Source organism: Spirosoma lituiforme, from assembly GCF_054776635.1.
Window position 1 is genome coordinate 1039859 of record NZ_BAAHBO010000001.1, and the last position, 18209, is coordinate 1058067.

At 50.0% G+C, this 18209-nt stretch carries 14 protein-coding genes and 1 tRNA gene; 8 read left to right on the forward strand and 7 right to left on the reverse strand.

Translation table 11 applies throughout. The features are described 5' to 3' along the window. The first annotated feature begins 161 nt into the window (after positions 1-161). The 3 genes from ACYU87_RS04450 to ACYU87_RS04460 all read left to right on the forward strand — a co-directional run bounded on the left by ACYU87_RS04450 (position 162) and on the right by ACYU87_RS04460 (position 3591). Entirely contained in the window at positions 162-1421 is a 1260-nt protein-coding gene (locus ACYU87_RS04450) for a competence/damage-inducible protein A (RefSeq protein ID WP_461132815.1), read from the forward strand. 78 nt (positions 1422-1499) lie between these two features. Beyond that, positions 1500-2954: a dihydrolipoamide acetyltransferase family protein gene (locus ACYU87_RS04455; RefSeq protein WP_461132816.1), complete on the forward strand. Its 1455-nt coding sequence runs from the start codon at positions 1500-1502 to the stop codon at positions 2952-2954. Positions 2955-3063: 109 nt separating this feature from the next. After that, positions 3064-3591, forward strand: coding sequence for a 5' nucleotidase, NT5C type (locus ACYU87_RS04460; protein ID WP_461132817.1), 528 nt, complete (start codon positions 3064-3066; stop codon positions 3589-3591). 87 nt (positions 3592-3678) lie between these two features. On the opposite strand, the gene ACYU87_RS04465 is transcribed toward ACYU87_RS04460, so the two are convergent. The 3 genes from ACYU87_RS04465 to ACYU87_RS04475 all read right to left on the reverse strand — a co-directional run bounded on the left by ACYU87_RS04465 (position 3679) and on the right by ACYU87_RS04475 (position 6107). Further along, positions 3679-4497, reverse strand: coding sequence for an acyl-CoA desaturase (locus ACYU87_RS04465; RefSeq protein WP_461132818.1), 819 nt, complete (start codon positions 4495-4497; stop codon positions 3679-3681). Positions 4498-4603: 106 nt separating this feature from the next. Next, positions 4604-5245, reverse strand: a complete 642-nt coding sequence (locus ACYU87_RS04470) for a DUF4159 domain-containing protein (protein ID WP_461133629.1) — start codon at positions 5243-5245, stop codon at positions 4604-4606. 151 nt (positions 5246-5396) lie between these two features. After that, on the reverse strand, positions 5397-6107 hold the full coding sequence (locus ACYU87_RS04475; protein WP_461133630.1) for a 16S rRNA (uracil(1498)-N(3))-methyltransferase: 711 nt from the start codon (positions 6105-6107) through the stop codon (positions 5397-5399). 137 nt (positions 6108-6244) lie between these two features. Here ACYU87_RS04475 and mtaB point away from each other — a divergent pair, with 137 nt between their 5' ends. Both mtaB and ACYU87_RS04485 read left to right on the forward strand, forming a co-directional pair. After that, positions 6245-7576, forward strand: coding sequence for a tRNA (N(6)-L-threonylcarbamoyladenosine(37)-C(2))-methylthiotransferase MtaB (mtaB, locus tag ACYU87_RS04480; RefSeq protein WP_461132819.1), 1332 nt, complete (start codon positions 6245-6247; stop codon positions 7574-7576). An 89-nt stretch (positions 7577-7665) separates the two neighbouring features. After that, positions 7666-8028, forward strand: a complete 363-nt coding sequence (locus tag ACYU87_RS04485) for a DUF1304 domain-containing protein (RefSeq protein WP_461132820.1) — start codon at positions 7666-7668, stop codon at positions 8026-8028. Between the two features lie 268 nt (positions 8029-8296). Here ACYU87_RS04485 and ACYU87_RS04490 read toward each other — a convergent pair whose 3' ends face one another. From ACYU87_RS04490 to ACYU87_RS04500, 3 genes are all read right to left on the reverse strand, one after another. After that, positions 8297-9625, reverse strand: coding sequence for an ammonium transporter (locus tag ACYU87_RS04490; RefSeq protein WP_461132821.1), 1329 nt, complete (start codon positions 9623-9625; stop codon positions 8297-8299). A 63-nt stretch (positions 9626-9688) separates the two neighbouring features. Continuing rightward, positions 9689-10864, reverse strand: a complete 1176-nt coding sequence (locus ACYU87_RS04495; RefSeq protein WP_461132822.1) for a porin — start codon at positions 10862-10864, stop codon at positions 9689-9691. A 350-nt stretch (positions 10865-11214) separates the two neighbouring features. Next, the gene (locus ACYU87_RS04500; RefSeq protein WP_461132823.1) at positions 11215-11565 is read right to left on the reverse strand and encodes a 4Fe-4S dicluster domain-containing protein; all 351 of its coding nucleotides are present in this window, start codon (positions 11563-11565) and stop codon (positions 11215-11217) included. Between the two features lie 134 nt (positions 11566-11699). Between ACYU87_RS04500 and ACYU87_RS04505 the strand changes: the two genes are divergently transcribed. Further along, complete coding sequence (locus tag ACYU87_RS04505) at positions 11700-12734, forward strand: acyl-CoA reductase (protein WP_461132824.1); 1035 nt, start codon at positions 11700-11702, stop codon at positions 12732-12734. A gap of 261 nt (positions 12735-12995) precedes the next feature. On the opposite strand, the gene ACYU87_RS04510 is transcribed toward ACYU87_RS04505, so the two are convergent. After that, positions 12996-13067: transfer RNA gene (locus ACYU87_RS04510), tRNA-Glu, on the reverse strand. Positions 13068-13250: 183 nt separating this feature from the next. Here ACYU87_RS04510 and ACYU87_RS04515 point away from each other — a divergent pair. Further along, the gene (locus ACYU87_RS04515; RefSeq protein WP_461132825.1) at positions 13251-15827 is read left to right on the forward strand and encodes a M14 metallopeptidase family protein; all 2577 of its coding nucleotides are present in this window, start codon (positions 13251-13253) and stop codon (positions 15825-15827) included. A 127-nt stretch (positions 15828-15954) separates the two neighbouring features. Then, positions 15955-18195, forward strand: a complete 2241-nt coding sequence (locus ACYU87_RS04520) for a carbohydrate binding family 9 domain-containing protein (protein ID WP_461132826.1) — start codon at positions 15955-15957, stop codon at positions 18193-18195. Positions 18196-18209: the final 14 nt, after the last annotated feature.

The window sequence follows — 18209 nt, forward strand, 5'->3', positions numbered from 1 at the left end:
TTTTATAACGGTCGATGGCCCTAAATCGTTTTTTCGTACTTTTGACAGCGTCGAATGGCTAAAGTAAAGTGGGTACAGAAAATTTGTTGTGCTACACTGACGCCCGGATCCTATAATCGTTACACGTCATCCATTCGTCTCTTTCATATTGCTCAAGTACCATGACTAACTCCGTCCGCGCCGAAGTAATTACCATTGGCGACGAACTATTGTTCGGACAAATTACCGACACGAATACAGCCTGGATTGGAACCGAATTAACCAACATAGGTATTCGTGTGGTTCGAAAAACATCGGTTGGTGATCAGGCCGATGCCATCTTACAAGCGCTTACCGAAGCGCATCATCGTGCCGATGTGATCATCATCACGGGCGGTCTGGGGCCCACCAAAGACGACATCACGAAGAAGACGCTCTGTACTTATTTTGGGGTTGGCATGGTCCGCAACGAAACGGCGCTGGCGCTGGTAACGGATTTCTTCGAGAAGCGGGGCCGCGAAATGACCGACCTCAACCGCGGCCAGGCCGACCTCCCCGCCAACGCCGTTTACATCCAGAACGATTGGGGCACGGCTCCCGGCATGTGGTTCGACTACGAGGGCCGCGTTTATGTATCCCTGCCTGGTGTGCCGTTCGAGATGATACACCTCATGTCGAACCGGATTTTACCGGAGCTGACGAATCATTTTGAAACGCCCATCATCAAACACAAAATGATTCGGACCGTCGGCATTGGCGAGTCTTTTCTGGCCGAGCGGATCGAAGCCTGGGAAGATGCCCTCCCCGATCACATCAAACTAGCCTATTTACCAAGCTTCGGCGGAGTAAAATTGCGTTTAACGGCCACGGGAACGGACAATGCGCAACTCGACCAGGAATTGGCCGCGCAGGTAGCCAGCGTTATGCCACTCATCCAGAAAAACGTGTATGGCTTCGACAACGACGAACTGGAAACGGTTGTGGGTACGTTGTTAATCCATAAAAAGCAAACGCTCGCGGCTGCCGAAAGCTGTACGGGGGGCTATGTATCGGCACAAATCACGAAAGTACCGGGTTCGTCGGCTTATTTCTGGGGCAGCGTTGTTAGTTACAGCAATAGCGTCAAAGTATCCCAGCTCGGGGTACGCCCCGAAACATTAACCCAGTACGGAGCCGTCAGCGAAGAAACCATTCGGCAAATGGCCGAGGGTGTCCGTAACGCATTGGGCACCAGCATAGGTATTGCCACAAGTGGTATTGCCGGTCCCGGTGGCGGCACGCCCGACAAACCCGTTGGCACCGTCTGGATTGCCTGCGCCACCGAACAGCGAACCGTTACCAGACTGCTCAAGCTGGGCCAGTACCGCGATCAGAACATTCAATTGACCACAACATATCTCTTGAATATGCTGCGGGAAGAACTACTTACCCATGAAGTATAAATGAACGGGCAACCGAGGCTCGTGTAGTCTTTCGTTTATACTTCATCTTCGCACCGGCGACCCGGTCATCATTAGAAAATGGCACTTATCGACATGGTCATGCCCAAAATGGGCGAAAGCATAATGGAATGTACGGTTATCACCTGGCTCAAACAGCCGGGCGACCGTATCGACATGGACGAATCGGTCCTGGAAGTAGCTACGGATAAAGTGGACACCGAAGTACCGGCCTCGCACAACGGTATACTGAAAGAGATTCTGGTCAACAACGGTGATGTTGTTGCCGTCGGTGCGCCCATTGCCCGCATTGAGGTTGATGAAGCCGTTCATCAGGATACGAATCCATCTGCGATACCACCTGCCGAACAGTCAGCTAATGCCGATCAGACGCCCATGGGTATTGGCGATGTGGCGAATGTTTCGGCTCCTCATGAACCCGATGAACTGGAAGCCTCTACGGCTGCCCGTGATCTGGAGGCAAGTATCATGGCCATGAGCAGCCGATCGGCACCTGCGGAGAAAGCGGTAGCCACATCGGCGAGGACGCTGGCAGACGATACACCGGTTTTTGACAATCGTTTTTACTCGCCCCTAGTCTTGAATATTGCCAAAGAGGAAAGCGTTTCGCGCGACGAACTCGACCGGATTCCCGGTTCTGGTGTCGAGAACCGGATAACCAAAAAAGATATTCTTGCTTACGTACTGGATCGGGCGGAAGGCCGATTACCGGGTGCTGGTAACCCGGTACCGGAAGCGCCCCGAGACAAATCGCCCGTAATTGCCCCAACGCCAAAAACCGAGCCCCAGGCTCCCCGCTCAGTCAACGGCCAGTCGGATATTATTCAGATGGACCGGATGCGGAAGCTGATCGCGCAGCGGATGGTGGAGTCAAAGCAGATTTCGCCACACGTCAGCTCGTTCGTCGAAGCCGATTTAACGCCCGTTGTGGAATGGCGCACGCAGATTAAAGACAAGTTCAAGCAGCAAACCGGCGAAAACCTGACGTATACGCCCATTCTGGTCGAGGCTATTGTCAAGGCGATCAAAGACTTTCCGATGATCAACGTCTCGGTTGAAGGCGACACCATCATCGTCAAAAAAGCCATTAACATTGGGATGGCAGTTGCGTTGCCGAGTGGCAACCTGATTGTACCCGTCATTCACGATGCCGACCAGTATAACCTCACGGGCCTGACCAAAAAAGTCAACGACCTGACCCGGCGCGCCCGTGAAAACAAACTCACGGCTGATGATCTGGCGGGGGGTACGTACACCATCTCGAACATCGGCACCTTTGGAAACTTATTGGGTACCCCCATTATTGTTCAGCCACAAGTTGCCATTATGGCATTTGGCGCCATAGTCAAGAAGCCAGCCGTCATTGAAACCCCGCAGGGCGACTTTATTGGTATTCGGCAGTTAATGTTCCTGTCGCATTCGTACGATCACCGCGTTGTTGATGGTTCGCTGGGTGGTCAGTTTGTGCGCCGGGTAGCTGATTACCTGGAACAATTTAAACCAGGATTTTCATAATCTGACCGATAACTTGTGATGTCACCATTTCCTTTGCGCTGAAAGCAAACTCAACCCAATCAGTAGAATCAAAAAATCTAGGCGGAGCCGCCCACGCGGTCAGACAATTATGAAACAACGCATTGCCATTGACATGGATGATGTCATGGCCGATACCCACGCCAAATTTATCCAGTTATATCTGGAGGGCGAAACTCCCCGATACACGCTTGAGGAATTGAAAGAAAAATCGTTTCACGAGCTGTTCGATGAAAATGAATACAAACTGATCTCAGAACGGGTGTATGAACCGGGCTTCTTCCGGGATATTCAGGTTATGGACGGTGCCAAAGAGGTCATTACTGACCTGATGCAGAAGTATGACGTGTTTGTGGCTACGGCAGCGCAGGAGTTCCCGAACTCATTACGCGAAAAGTGGGACTGGCTTCAGGAACATTTTCCCAACATCACATGGCACCACTACATTTTCCTGGGCGATAAAAGCGTACTCAACACGGACTATCTCATTGATGACTTGCCCCGAAATCTGCGCACGTTCCAAGGCGAAGGTTTACTTTTCGACGCGCTTCACAACCGGGAAGACAAGCAATTTCGGCGCATGAAGTCCTGGCAGGACATTGCCCGGCATTTGCTGTAGCCGTCAACCAGTGATTCTTGCCAAAATCATCTTGTACAAAAAAAGGCGCCGAGTAGTCGGCGCCTTTTTTATGTATGCAGTTGGCTGTTATGCCTCTACTTCTGTCTCTTTTTCAACTTCGACCAGTCGGTCATGCCCTACTTCGTGCTGCGCTTTTTTAGCTTCGGCCGATGGTCTCAGCCGTACGATGTGAAGTTTGTGCAGTAAGCCGATAACGGGGAAGGTTGGATCGAACTCGAACCATTTAGCGCCGAAGTTGGCCGCATTTGGCCGTTTGTGGTGATTGTTCTGGAACAACTCACCCATCATGACTACGTCCAGAATTAACGAATTTTTCGATTGGTCCTGGTTGTCGAAGTTCGAGTAGCCGTACTTGTGACCACTCCAGTTGATGATCGCACCGTGTACGGGTCCCATCACGAAATGAACGGGCAACAGGAAGAAAAATGCCCAGTGCATATCCAGATAGATAAACGCGAAGATGTAGAACAGACTGTACAGGACAGCCCAGCCCGCCCGTGACGCCCAGGAATCACCTACTTTTTCGATAAAGCTCCACTCGGGATAGTTCCGGTCAAACTGCCGCTCAATGGGTTGCTTCCGGTGAAGAACGGCGTTATAAATGTCTTTTGTTTTCCACATCATGGTAAAGATATTTTTGGTATGATGCGGAGAATGAGGATCTCTTTCGGTGTCGCTGAAGGCGTGGTGCATCCGGTGAAGAACCGCATAAGCCCGTGGGCTCAAATACGACGACCCCTGCGATACATAGGTTAAAGCGTAGAAAAACCGCTCCCAAAATTTGCTCATTGAGAACATTTTGTGGGCCGAATAGCGGTGCAGAAAAAACGTTTGGCAGAACAATGACAAATACCAATGTCCAATGAACGCGGCCAGTACAATCACAATGATGACTATTAAAGGGTGAAGATTACCGTAACATAAGAATACTCCTACAAAAATAACGAAATTTAAAGCTATTTGACCTGCCTTTCTTAAAATAATACTTTAATTAATTTACAGTCGTTGCGTATTGTAACAGGTTGGCACCCATCCGCAATGCCTGCTGACGAACGGGTTCGGGGTCATTATACACGCTCTGGTCCTCCCAGCCGTTACCCAGGTCGCATTCGTAGCTGTAGAAACACACCAACCGGCCCTGATAAATCAGTCCGAAGCCCTGTGGTGCCTTGGCGTCGTGCTCGTGCACTTTAGGCAAACCAGTAGCAAATTTAAATTTTTGTTGGTAGACCGGATGGTTAAAGGGCAGCTCGATGAAGGTAAGTTCGGGGAAAACTTTCTTCATTTCCCGACGAATAAACTTGTCCAGTCCATAATTATCATCAATGTGCAGAAATCCGCCCGACATCAGATACCGGCGCATGTTCTGCACGTCGCCATCACTGAACGTCACATTTCCGTGACCCGTCATGTGCACAAACGGGTAACCAAAAATGTCGGGGCTGCCCGGCTCCACAATGTCCTCCTCCGGAAAGATGTTCATGCGCAGACTGGCGTTGGCAAACTTAATCAGGTTCGGCAGCGAGGTTTTGTTTGCGTACCAGTCGCCCCCACCGTTGTACTTCAATTTGGCAATCTTATACGCATATTGGGCATACGTACTGGAGAGGGAAAGTCCCAACAGGAGTCCCATCAGCAGTGTGCGGGTAAAAGCCATTCTCATAAGTAAATCAGGATACTGGTAAAACGAAGACAGGTGCTGTTTTGGTTTCTGCTACCTAATAAACTGATTATTCTTCATAAATCATACCGACGTATGTCACGCCAGACAGAAGTCGTATCCTCTATTCCGCGTTCAGTACAGTCAACGTATGGCAGGCCATCAAGCCGGCGGTTTCGGTCCGTAATCGATTTGGCCCGAGGGTCACCATCTGGAAACCAGCCGCCATGGCTTGCTGAATTTCTCTTTCGGAGAAATCCCCCTCCGGACCTACCAGAACGGCATAGTGACCGGCAGCGGTGGCCCGTTTCAGTAGGTTCTGTGGCAGCTCATTGGTGGGCAGATGCGCGATAAACCGTTGTTCTTCCGTTACGGTTTTCAAAAAGTCGCCGAATGGAAGAGCCTCATCTATGATGGGCAGGTAGGATTGCAGAGACTGCTTCATAGCGGCTACGGCAATTTTTTCCAGACGTTCCAGTTTCAGTACACGCCGTTCGGAATGCTGTCCGAAAAAGAAACTGATGCGCTCGATACCTATTTCGACCGCTTTTTCGATGAACCACTCAATCCGGTCACTATTTTTTGTCGGTGCGATACAGATTCGGATCGAGAACGAACGCGGAGGAGTCGTTTGAACCTCGGTGATGCGAAATGCACAACGCCGGGCATCGACGGAATGAATAGCGGCCAAGTATCGGTTTCCCCGACCATCGGTCACGGCAACGGCATCACCAACGCTGAGCCGAAGTGTTTTGACAGCATGACGCGAATCGTCTTCGGTCAATAACTGAACGGGCTCGTCTGGAACGATATCAGGCTGGTAGAATAAATGCATACGTGCCACAAAAGTACGCAGCCAGCCAAGTAAACGGCGAGCCATTAGTGGGGAAAATTTATCGCAGCCAACACATCTTGCCCGAAAGGAACCCACCCCGTCATTTTTTTGTAATTTTGCCGGATAGATTACTTACTGTGAAAAAAGTCGCCTTTTATACACTCGGTTGCAAACTGAACTTTTCCGAAACGTCTACCCTGGCCCGGACAATGGAAGAGCATGGTTTCGAACGCGTTGAGTTCAACCAGCAACCCGATATTTTTATTATAAATACCTGCTCCGTGACGGATAATGCCGACAAAAAGTGTCGGAAAATTGTCCGCGAAGCCCAGAAAATTAACCCTGATGGGTACGTTGCTATCGTGGGTTGTTACGCCCAGCTAAAGCCAAAGGAGATTTCGGAAATTCCGGGTGTCGATGTGGTTTTGGGGGCAGCGGAAAAATTCCGCCTTCACGAAATCATGCCTACGTTCGTGAAGGTGCCGTCGGGTCAACCCGCTCAGGTATTCAACTCTCCCATTGAGGAAGCGATCGACTACCATGCGGCCTATTCGCTGAACGACCGCACCCGCACGTTTTTGAAAGTACAGGACGGCTGCGACTACCCCTGCGCGTACTGCACGATTCCGCTGGCACGGGGAAAAAGCCGCTCCGATACAGTAGCGAACGTTGTTCAGGCAGCCCATGAAATTGCCGGACGTGGCGTAAAGGAAATTGTGCTGACGGGCGTCAACATCGGCGATTTTGGTCTGGTCAATAATGAGCGAAAAGAAACTTTTCTGGATCTGATACAAGCCCTGGACGAAGTTGAGGGCATTGAGCGGTTCCGGATTTCGAGCATCGAGCCGAATCTGCTGACCAACGAAATCATTGCGTTCGTGGCTCAGTCGAAGCGATTTGTTCCCCATTTTCACATTCCGCTTCAGTCGGGCAGTAACCGGGTACTGGGCCTGATGCGTCGGCGATACAAGCGCGAACTGTACGCCGACCGCGTACACCAGATAAAAGAACTGATGCCCCATGCGTGCATTGGTGTCGATGTGATTGTGGGTCACCCCGGTGAAACGGAGACAGAGTTTAAGGAGACGTACTTGTTCCTCAACGAACTGCCGATTTCTTATCTGCACGTGTTTACCTATTCTGAGCGGCCAAATACACTGGCGGTAGACATCAAGCCAGTCGTACCAGGCCACGTTCGGGCTGAGCGGTCGAAGATGCTCCACATCCTGTCGGATAAAAAACGGCGGGCGTTTTATGACTCGCAGATTGGCCGGGATGCTACGGTTCTGTTTGAGGAAGACATTGCCGATGGCTGGATGCAGGGCTTCACGGACAACTATGTTCGTGTGGTCGCCAAATACGACCCCCTGCTCATCAACGAAACCCGGACGGTGCACATGACCGCCGTGAATGCAGCGGGCTTAATGGAAGTCATCGAACCCGAGGGAGTGCTGGAAACGCATTCGTAGTGTATGATCAAGCCGGTGTTAGTACCGGCTTTTTTTTGGCTCTATTTCTTCGTACCGCTTAAAAGACCCTGTCTGGATCATCAACTCCCATGAAACTAGTCGCCGAGATTTTAATTAGCCTGGTTGCCATCGAACACCTCTATATCCTGTATATGGAAATGTTTGCCTGGACCACCCTTGGCCGCAAAACCTTTAAATCGTTTCCTCCTGATTTATTTGAGAAGACAAAATCGCTGGCGGCTAATCAGGGCCTTTACAATGGCTTTCTGGCAGCGGGTCTCATCTGGTCATTATTCATTAATGACGCTGTCTGGCAGACAAACGTTGCCTATTTCTTTCTGGGTTGCGTCGTCGTTGCAGGCACTTACGGAGCCCTTACGGCACAGCGCTCAATCTTTTTTGTCCAGGCCCTCCCCGCTATTCTGGCAATGGTAGCGGTAGCACTCGCTTAAGAACAAGCGGTACGTAGCTAACGGGCAAACGTGTGCATCAGTCATGGCCATTTGTGGTCTGGTATACCCCTAAAAAGCAGGAGACCGCCCCCAAGCGGGAACGGCTCCATGAGTACAACAAAACCACAGATAAAGCTGCCAGACATTGTAGGCCAGACAGGGTGCCTGTGGCTCAGTTGCGGTTAAATAATCGTGTTTTGAGTTATATGATGTATGATATGTAATGTATGCTGTGGTTACGTCATACATTACATATCATACATCTACCTTACGCTTCGATGAGGTATTCGTCGTGTTGGCTTACGTCCAGACCTGACTTTTCGTCTTCTTCCGTTACACGTAGTGGCAGAATCAGGTCCGTTATTTTCAGAATGACGTAAGACATCACAAAGGCGAAGACCGATACACCGACTAAAGCAATGATGTGCGTGATGAACAGCTTCGTTTGACCGAATGCCAGACCTTCGTCAACAACAGCGGAGTTGATGCCTTTGCTGGCGAAAATACCCGTCATCACCATACCGACCATACCACCAACACCGTGGCAAGGGAATACATCAAGTGTATCGTCAAGCGTCGATTTCGAACGCAGGTGAGCTACGTAGTTCGATACCATAGCGCCAACCGTACCAATGAAGATAGCGGTAGGAATCGTTACGAAACCGGCCGCAGGTGTGATCGCTACCAGACCAACTACTGCACCGATACAGAAACCAAGCGCCGACACTTTTTTGCCTTTGGCTGCATCAAACAACACCCAGGCCAGACCAGCAGCGGCAGCAGCCGTGTTTGTCGTTGCAAAAGCGGAGGCCGCCAATGGCGAGGCTGCAACAGCCGAGCCAGCGTTGAAACCAAACCAGCCGAACCACAGCAGACCCGTACCCAACAACACGAAAGGAATGTTTGCGGGGGGGAAATAACTCGCTTCGAGGTGCGACTTCCGGCGCTTCAGGTACAGGGCACCAGCCAGGGCAGCCCAGCCAGCCGACATGTGAACAACCGTACCGCCCGCGAAATCAAGTACGCCCAGTTTGAACAGGATCCCTTCTGGATGCCAGGTCATGTGAGCCAGCGGTGCGTATACGAACAGGCTGAACAGGATCATGAACAGAACGTACGACCGGAAGTTGATCCGCTCAGCCATTGAACCGGTTACCAGCGCAGGGGTGATAACGGCAAACTTCAGTTGGAAAAACGCAAAGACAACCAATGGAATGGAAGCCGCCAGCGACCAGGGCTTACCATCCAGCACACCTTTGAACATGAAGTGATCCATTGGATTACCAATAAAACCACCGATTGATGTACCGAAGGCCAGGCTAAACCCAACCACTACCCATAAAATACTGATAACACCCATGGCCACAAAGCTTTGCAGCATGGTCGAGATCACATTTTTGTTGTTTACCATACCACCGTAGAAATACGCCAGACCAGGTGTCATCAACAAAACCAGCGCGGTAGCAACGAGCATCCAGGCGGTATCGCCAGAGTTAATACCTTCTGTTACGATTTGCGTGGGTACGGAAGGCATCAAAACAGCCACTACACTGACAATCAGTAGAATGGCGAGAGGAATGTAACTAGGTTTTTGCATGATACATGAGGGGTTTTTGTTGTACTAGTAAAGCTTTAAGGTTAAGAAAATGAGGGTGTAAGCCTAGAACTTGAAAATAGCGGCCATACCCAGTGTAGTTTGAGAAGGAGTCAACGAACCATCATTCTTTTCAAACTTGTTGGCGGAGTAACTGTCAATCCGAAGTTCAGGCTTCAGCAGGAGGTGACCATCAGCTGCCGTGATGTTGCCCGTTACCGTTATCGAGTTAACACTGGCTCCATTGCCGGCCGCATCTTTCAAAGCGCGAACTCCATTTTTGTTATCGAATGTTTCGTAGCGAATGCCAAGGCCAAACTTATCGGTAAAGGCATAGTTCGAATAGATGGCTGCACCACCCCAGCTTTGTGCCGTAGAGGGACCACCTCCATTCTGGTAATCCCCTTTCTGCGAACCCATGGCCGCGTTGAGGCCCAGGAAGAACCGGGAGGTTACCTGGTACGTAGTTGTCAAATCAAACAATTGGTAGCTGGCATTATTGGCCGATACAATACCAGTTGCCGTAGTACCCACATCCTGAGAGGCTTCATTCGATACGATTCCGTTCAGGTAGACGTTCCAGCCGGCAACGGGCGCGAAAAAGAACTGTCCGATTAGGCCCTTCTTTTTATTATTATCAAATAAGTTATCGACGTTGTTAACCAGACCAAGCATTAACGAAGCCCGATCGCTGAAGGCATACTGTGCTTTCAGGCCAATATGGTAGAAAGGACCGTTATTGAACAAGTTAGATAACGAGTAATTGTAGTTAACCGGAGCGTCAATAACTTCATAGCCAATGTGCGTTCCAAACTGACCTGCGGTGAACGACAATTTATTGGTGGCTTTGTATGTAATGTATGCCTGCTTGATCGCCAGAGCGGTAGATCCAGGCCCAAGCGGCCCAATGTAATTGCCGTAGTTTCCCAAGTCGGAAAATGGTCCGAATGTCAGATCCATTACCGCATCGACCTTGCTGGCCGAATAAACTGCTTTTGCCTGCACCAAGCCAATACCAAACTGACCCGCTCTCTGATCGAATGCGCGAGCGTTACCCACTACGCCAGCCCCATTCAATCCTAAGTTTGACTGGCTTTTCGGATTATTGAAGTTACCAAAGTAATAGGTGTCCATATACCCGGAGAAAGTAAATTTTCCGGGTGTCGGTGTGGCGGTGGTATCCTGGGCATGACCGGCAAAACCCAAAAACAAAGAACTAATAAGTAAAATTGTTTTTTTCATACTCTTTATTCGGTTGTAGGTAATGGTCTCTGTAGTCTTATTGTGAAGCAAATTTTGTTCAATAAATTATTCTACGCAATAGTCAACCCGAAATAATTATGAATTAAGTCATAAATAAGTCAATTTAATTGAAAAAGTTCTATTAAATCAATGATAATTTACCAAATACACCTACTTCAAGATTATTTATTATATTTTGTTTATATGCATATTGACCAAATTTTATTCTATTAGTCAACCTTATTTTTACCACTAATACGAGAACGTTATAAGACCCAATATGGCAAAAATGCAAAAAGGCCTATCCAGCATGCTGGATAGGCCTTTTTGCATTTTCTGTATTCGACTAACTAAGCTTCGGCGTGTAGCCAAGCTTTCTTAGCTAGTAACGTTTCTTCTTCTTCGACATGCTCGGGATCAGGAACGCAACAATCGACCGGACAGACAGCCGCACACTGCGGTTCCTCATGGAAGCCCATGCATTCCGTGCATTTGTCCGCAACAATGTAATAGAATTCGTTCGACACTGGAGTTTGCGGAGCCTTGCCGCTCACGATCGTGCCATCGCCGAAATCGACTTCGCCCAGTTCAGTTCCCCCACCCCAGGTCCATTCTACACCACCTTCGTAAATGGCTGTATTGGGGCATTCGGGTTCGCAGGCACCACAGTTGATGCACTCATCGGTGATCATGATTGCCATGAGCAGTGTATATTTTATATAGTAAAAACTAGTTGTCTCAAATTGAACAACAAATATAATTATTTAAAGGTTGGCAACAAACTAATATTTCATTACATTAGTTGATGGAGTATTCCATTTGTTTATCTCATTCAATGCTTTTACCAGAACGACTGCAAACGTTTGTGGCTCTGGGCGACTTCCTGCGCTCGGCCGACGCCCAACCCGAACTTGCTCAACTTGCCCAACAAGCCAACTACAGAAACAACTGGTTCACTCCCGAAAATTCGCTGAATTCGCTTCAGGCCATTGCCAGTGAGTTTCTTGTCGAAGACAAACTCAACGCCTGGGTAAATCTATACGCCCCTGGGCCAGAGGCAGCCTTTACAAAGGCATCCCGCGCAGTAGGTGTTGTTATGGCAGGTAATATTCCGGCCGTTGGTTTCCATGACATGCTCTGCGTATTGATCAGTGGTCATAAACTGATGGCTAAACTAAGCAGCCAGGATTTTGTATTAATTCATTATTTAATACAAAAATTAAAAGAGATTAACCCAGGGTTCTCTGAATTGATCGAAGAAGCTGACCGGCTGAACGCAGCAGAAGCGTACATAGCAACGGGTAGTAACAATACCGCTCGCTATTTTGACTACTACTTTGCCAAGAAACCGCACATTATCCGCAAAAACCGTACGTCGGTTGGTCTGTTGATGGGCGAAGAAGGTGAAGATGAATTCCTGAAGCTCAGTCACGACATTTCCGATTACTACGGTCTGGGCTGTCGTAACGTCTCTACCATTCTGGTGCCTGATGGGTATGATTTTACTCCCTTCCTCCGCACCATAGAGCCCCAGGTATCCATTTACCTGAACAATCACAAATACCAGAATAATTACGACTACAATAAGTCCATTTATCTGATCAACGCCGTTCCCCACCTGGACAATGGTTATTTGCTGCTGACCGAGAACGATGGTCTTGTCTCTCCTATCTCGGTATTGTATTTCCAGACTTATAAGACCCGGGCCGATGCAGATGCCTGGTTTGCCAGCCGCACCGATCAGATTCAGGTCATTGCTTCCGCCAAGGGATGGTATCCCGGCAGTGTTGCTTTTGGCAGCACCCAACAGCCTGGCCTAACCGATTATGCCGATGGTGTCGACACAATGGCCTTTTTAGGGGAGCTGTAGATGTATGCTAAATGGTGCATGATAGATAAATGGTTGGTAAGCGCTTACCTTATGGTCTATCATGTATAATGCCTTCCAAAGCAGATCCAAGACCTGCTCAGTTAGGTTTTCGAATCAAGAGCAGTCTGGCGTTTTGCACCAGATTGCTCCCCAAAATGGTTATTGGTGGTCTTCTTCTGCCTTTAATTCGGGACCTTATGAAAACTCATAAGGCATAAAAAAAGCCCACCGTTTCGGGTGAGCTTTTTAGTCATTGGACAGTGACCGATACGGGAATCGAACCCGTGTTACCGCCGTGAAAGGGCGATGTCCTAACCGCTAGACGAATCGGCCGTCTTGTTAAAGACCCACCCTTTTAACTTTTCAGCTGCCGTGGTGGCGAATCGTGGTGCAAAGGTAAGGCGATGTTTTTTAAATGCAATAGCTGGCACTAAAATTTTTTCAAAAAAAGCGGTCCTGCGTGTTTTAGTGCTATTTTTGAGGTGGTTAGCTTTTAAATTTTTTTTCGTCACTTACATGAAACACTTTTTGCTGCTTGCAGGAATAATGGTCGCATCGCTGACCGTTCAGCCCAGATCGGCTTCTGCACAGTCCCCTTCCTCTGCTTCGATCGACGCACCCGCTAAATTTCTCGGTTATCAGATTGGCGAACACTTTACGCCCCATTACAGGGTGCTGGCTTATGCCGAACAGATAGCTCGTCAGCTGCCAAAACGCATCAAGCTTATTCCTTACGGTACCACGTACGAAGGTCGCCAGTTGATGGTGGTTGCCATCGGTTCAGAAGAAAATATGAACCGGCTGGAAGAAATCCGGACCAATAACTTGAAACGCATTGGCCTGATGGATGGCAATCCGACAGCCGCGGCTCAACCGCCTATTGCCTGGTTGAGCTACAATGTACACGGCAATGAAGCTGTCAGCTCCGAAACGTTTATGGATGTACTGTACCGGTTGCTCAGTTCGTCGGATGCGGTGTCGCAGAAAATCATGAACACAACCGTAGTCATTCTTGATCCGGGCTTAAACCCCGACGGGCATGATCGGTACGTGAACTGGTACAACCAGATGGTGGGCCGTACACCCGACCCGACCCCCTCCGCCCGCGAACATAACGAACCCTGGCCGGGCGGGCGCTACACCCACTACCTGTTCGACCCCAACCGCGACTGGGCCTGGCAAACGCAGGAAATCACGCAGCAACGCATGGCGCTCTACCAGCAATGGATGCCCCACCTTCACGGTGATTTTCACGAAATGGGCGTCGAGAGTCCCTATTATTTTGCGCCCTCGGCCAAGCCGTATCATGAAGATATTACGCCCTTTCAGCGGAAATTCCAACAAACCATTGGCGATTACTGCAGCCGCTACTTCGATAAAAATGGCTGGCTCTACTACACCCGCGAGCGTTTTGATCTTTTTTACCCAAGCTACGGTGACACCTATCCAACCTACAACGGGGCGATTGGAATGACGTTTGAGCAAGGCGGCAGTGGTCGGGCGGGGCTGGCTATTGAGAAAGCCGACGGGGACACCCTGACCCTGCGTCAGCGCATTGACCACCACGTAGCCTCCAGCATAGCGACCCTCGAATCGGTAGCCGACCGGCCCGCTGAGATCGTGAAGGAATTCGGTCAGTTTTTCGACAAATCGCGAAATACACCCATTGGAGCGTACAAAAGTTATGTCATTAAGGCCAATGGCGATGCAGGCCGACTAAAAGCGTTACAGCAACTTCTGGAGCGTAACAAAATCACCTATGGTTATGCAGGTAAAGCCCAAACGATAGGGAGTGGCTTCAACTACACCACGCAGAAAAATGATAAGAATGTGTCTGTTTCAGCCGATGATATCGTAATCAGCGCCTATCAGCCTAAATCGACGCTGTTGAAAATCCTGTTCGAGCAAAGTTCTGCGCTGGAAGACTCGGCCACGTATGACATTACGGCCTGGTCACTGCCTTACGCATTCGGGTTGCAAACCTACGGTCTGACAACGCGGATCAATCCAGGAAACACGCAGCCAGCCGCTGTTACCAGTTCAACCTCAACGACCGCTACATCCCGGCCTTATGCCTACCTCGTGCGGTGGCAGTCATTACCCGCCGTACAAATGCTGGCGGGCCTGCTGAAGCAGAAAATCAGGGTGCGGGCGGCCGAGAAGCCGTTTGATGTCGAGAACAAAACCTTTCCTTCGGGCACCCTCATCGTGACCAGAGCCGGTAATGAGCGCTTCGGGGAACGCTTTGACGCCCTTGTCCGGGCTGAAGCAGTAAAAACGGGAGCCGACCTGACGCCGGTCCAAACGGGATTTGTGAGCAAAGGGTCGGATTTCGGATCGGATTTTGTAACCGGTCTGAAGGCACCCCGCGTCGGTGTCGTTATTGGCGAAGGAACGCCACCACCGTCGGCGGGCGAAGTCTGGCATTTCTTCGATCAGGAATTGAACTACCCCATTGCCCTGATTGATGGCAACACGCTCGGCAACGTCCAGTGGAACAAGCTGGATGTGCTCATTCTGCCAACCAACTACAACTACGGCCGCTACCTGACCGAGAAGACCTTGTCCTCCATTAAAGACTGGGTGCGGGCGGGCGGTAAGTTGATTGCCATGGAACGGGCGGCCTCCTTCCTGGCCGGAAAAGATGGCTTCGATTTGAAAGAGAAAGACGACAAGGGGAAAGACAAAAGCAAAGATAAAAGCAGTATGCTCGACTCCCTTAAGTTGTACATCGACCGCGAACGGACGGCCATAGCCGACGATATTCCGGGCAGTATTTACCGGGTCGATGTCGACACGTCGCACCCGCTGGGTTTCGGTTTGTCGGGTGGTTATTATTCACTGGTGCAGAATGCCTATAACTTTGATTTTCTGAAAGATGGCTGGAATGTAGGTTACCTCAAAACAAACAACTACGTGGCTGGCTTCTCCGGCAGAAATGCCAAGGAAAAGCTAAAAAACACCTTGGTGATGGGCGTTCAGGAACTTGGCAGGGGCAGTGTCGTTTACCTGGCCGATGACCCGCTGTTCCGGGGTTTCTGGTATAATGGTAAGCTATTGTTTGGCAATGCCGTGTTCATGGTCGGAAATTAATCCGACATCTTTTCATCAAAATAAAGACGCAGCGATGACCGTATCGCTGCGTCTTTATTTTGACGTTACAGGGGGTAAAATCACAATGTATGTCCCTTTTGTCATCGACCTATAACGCATTTGCTTGGTGAAACCGTTACTGCTTCTTTCAATACTATTTTCCTTTCTTGGTAGTACACCGCTGCTGGCTCAGAAGAAAAATGAACAATATCAGCTTCATATCAGCCGGGCTACTTCACCTATCGTCATCGATGGAATCGTTGACGAACCGGCCTGGCAAGCAGCCGAAGTAGCTTCTGATTTCTGGATGGTGTTACCCATGGATACCAGCCATGCCAACGTTCGGACCGACGTTCGGATGGCCTACGATGATCACCAGATTTACCTGAGCGCCGTTTGTTACCACGGCAATGTGGCAGGACCATACATCGTCGAGTCGCTGCGCCGTGACTGGAGTTTCACCAAGAACGACAACTTCATTTTCTTCATGGATACCTTCGATGACCAGACAAACGGGTTCACGTTTGGCACCAACGCAGCTGGCGCCCAGTGGGATGGTTTGTTATACGAGGGCGGCAAAGCGAACTTAAGCTGGGATAATAAATGGACTTCGTCCGTCAAGAACTACGCAGATCGGTACGTGTTTGAGATGGCCATTCCGTTCAAAACGATCCGGTACAAACGAGGCATCTCCCGGTGGGGCATTAACTTCAGCCGACAGGATTTAAAAACAACCGAGAAATCATCCTGGACGCCGATCCAGCGCCAGTTTCCCACGGCGTCTCTGGCGTTAACGGGTGTTTTGGTCTGGGATCAGCCACCACCACAGCCCGGTCCGAACATTTCCCTGATTCCGTATGCCCTTAGCGGCATGACCCGCGATTACCAGAACAGTGTTCCAACCCAGAATCGATTCGACGCCGGTCTGGACGCTAAAGTTGCCATTACTTCTTCCCTAAACCTCGACCTGACGGTCAATCCGGACTTTTCACAGGTAGATGTGGACCAGCAGGTGACCAACCTCGATCGGTATGAGTTGTTTTTTCCCGAAAAACGGCAGTTTTTCCTCGAAAACGGCGACCAGTTCACCAACTTTGGCTATTCGACCATTCGTCCCTTCTTTAGCCGTCGGATTGGTCTCGGCGGGGTCCCTATTCGCTTTGGTGCCCGGTTGAGCGGCAAACTGAACAAAGACTGGCGCATCGGAATCATGGATATGCAAACGGGCAGCGTTGACTACCCAGGGGCCGGCATAGAGTCGCTACCAGCCCAAAATTTCGCGGTTGTAGCTCTGCAACGACGCATCTTTGCTCGGTCGAACATCGGTATGATGTTTGTTAATAAAGAATCGCTCGCGTATAATCCAACGACCGATAACCCAGCTTATACACAGTACAACCGCAATGTTGGCTTAGAATACAACCTGGCCTCGGCAAATAATTTCTGGTCAGGTAAGGCGCTGTACGTCAAGTCATTTAGTCCACAGGTTAGCGGCACGGATCAATCCGGTAGTGATGCGGTCTATGCTGCTAACCTACAATATAACACCCGTCGGTGGCTTATTGGCGGACAAGTGGAATCGGTTGGCAAGAACTATACGGCCGAAGCCGGATACGTGCCTCGCCGGGGTTACGAACGGGTTACGGGTACGCTTGGCTACACGTTTTTACCCATAGCCAGCGGTGTGCTGAGCCATGGACCAACGGCAACATCGACTTATTTTTTCGACCCCGCCGGACGACAGAGTGACAACGAAACGGTTCTTAGCTATGTCGTTACATTCCGGAGTAAAAGTGTGTTTACGGGCTGGGTCGCGACGGATTATGTCCGCTTGCTGCAACCGTTCGATCCCACTAACAGCGGCCGACAAACGCTGGCAACCGGCACGCAGCACAACTGGACGGCGTGGGGGACCGATTTTGATTCCAAACCACAAAGCGTATTCACGTACGGTTTTTCGTCGCGCTACGGGGGTTATTACGACAACGGTACCCGCCTGAACCTTACCGCCGACCTGGGTTATCGGTTCCAGCCCTACGTGAGTCTGGCGGCCAGTGCCAGTTACAACGATATTCGGTTGCCCCAGCCGTGGGGACAAACCACATTCTGGCTGGTTGGCCCCCGGTTCGACGTGACCCTGACGAACACACTCTACCTGACTACCTTTGTTCAATACAATGAACAGCAGAAGAACATGAACCTCAATGCCCGGATTCAGTGGCGGTACAAACCGGCTTCCGATTTCTTCCTGGTCTACTCGGATAACTATTTACCTAACTCAGCCCAGATCGGTCAGGATGTTCCGGGGTTCCTTTCGGTGAAGAACCGCGCGCTGGTGCTGAAATGGACGTACTGGTGGAACCTGTAGGGTACTGGGTTTCA

Excerpts from the sequence above, each read along its gene's own strand:
- ACYU87_RS04500 (WP_461132823.1), bottom strand. The coding sequence starts at position 11,565 with ATGGCAATCATGATCACCGATGAGTGCATCAACTGTGGTGCCTGCGAA.
- ACYU87_RS04470 (WP_461133629.1), bottom strand. The coding sequence starts at position 5,245 with ATGGGACTCCTGTTGGGACTTTCCCTCTCCAGTACGTATGCCCAATAT.
- ACYU87_RS04450 (WP_461132815.1), top strand. The coding sequence starts at position 162 with ATGACTAACTCCGTCCGCGCCGAAGTAATTACCATTGGCGACGAACTA.
- ACYU87_RS04475 (WP_461133630.1), bottom strand. The coding sequence starts at position 6,107 with ATGCATTTATTCTACCAGCCTGATATCGTTCCAGACGAGCCCGTTCAG.
- ACYU87_RS04505 (WP_461132824.1), top strand. The coding sequence starts at position 11,700 with ATGCTTTTACCAGAACGACTGCAAACGTTTGTGGCTCTGGGCGACTTC.
- ACYU87_RS04515 (WP_461132825.1), top strand. The coding sequence starts at position 13,251 with ATGAAACACTTTTTGCTGCTTGCAGGAATAATGGTCGCATCGCTGACC.
- ACYU87_RS04490 (WP_461132821.1), bottom strand. The coding sequence starts at position 9,625 with ATGCAAAAACCTAGTTACATTCCTCTCGCCATTCTACTGATTGTCAGT.
- ACYU87_RS04455 (WP_461132816.1), top strand. The coding sequence starts at position 1,500 with ATGGCACTTATCGACATGGTCATGCCCAAAATGGGCGAAAGCATAATG.
- ACYU87_RS04485 (WP_461132820.1), top strand. The coding sequence starts at position 7,666 with ATGAAACTAGTCGCCGAGATTTTAATTAGCCTGGTTGCCATCGAACAC.
- ACYU87_RS04495 (WP_461132822.1), bottom strand. The coding sequence starts at position 10,864 with ATGAAAAAAACAATTTTACTTATTAGTTCTTTGTTTTTGGGTTTTGCC.
- ACYU87_RS04460 (WP_461132817.1), top strand. The coding sequence starts at position 3,064 with ATGAAACAACGCATTGCCATTGACATGGATGATGTCATGGCCGATACC.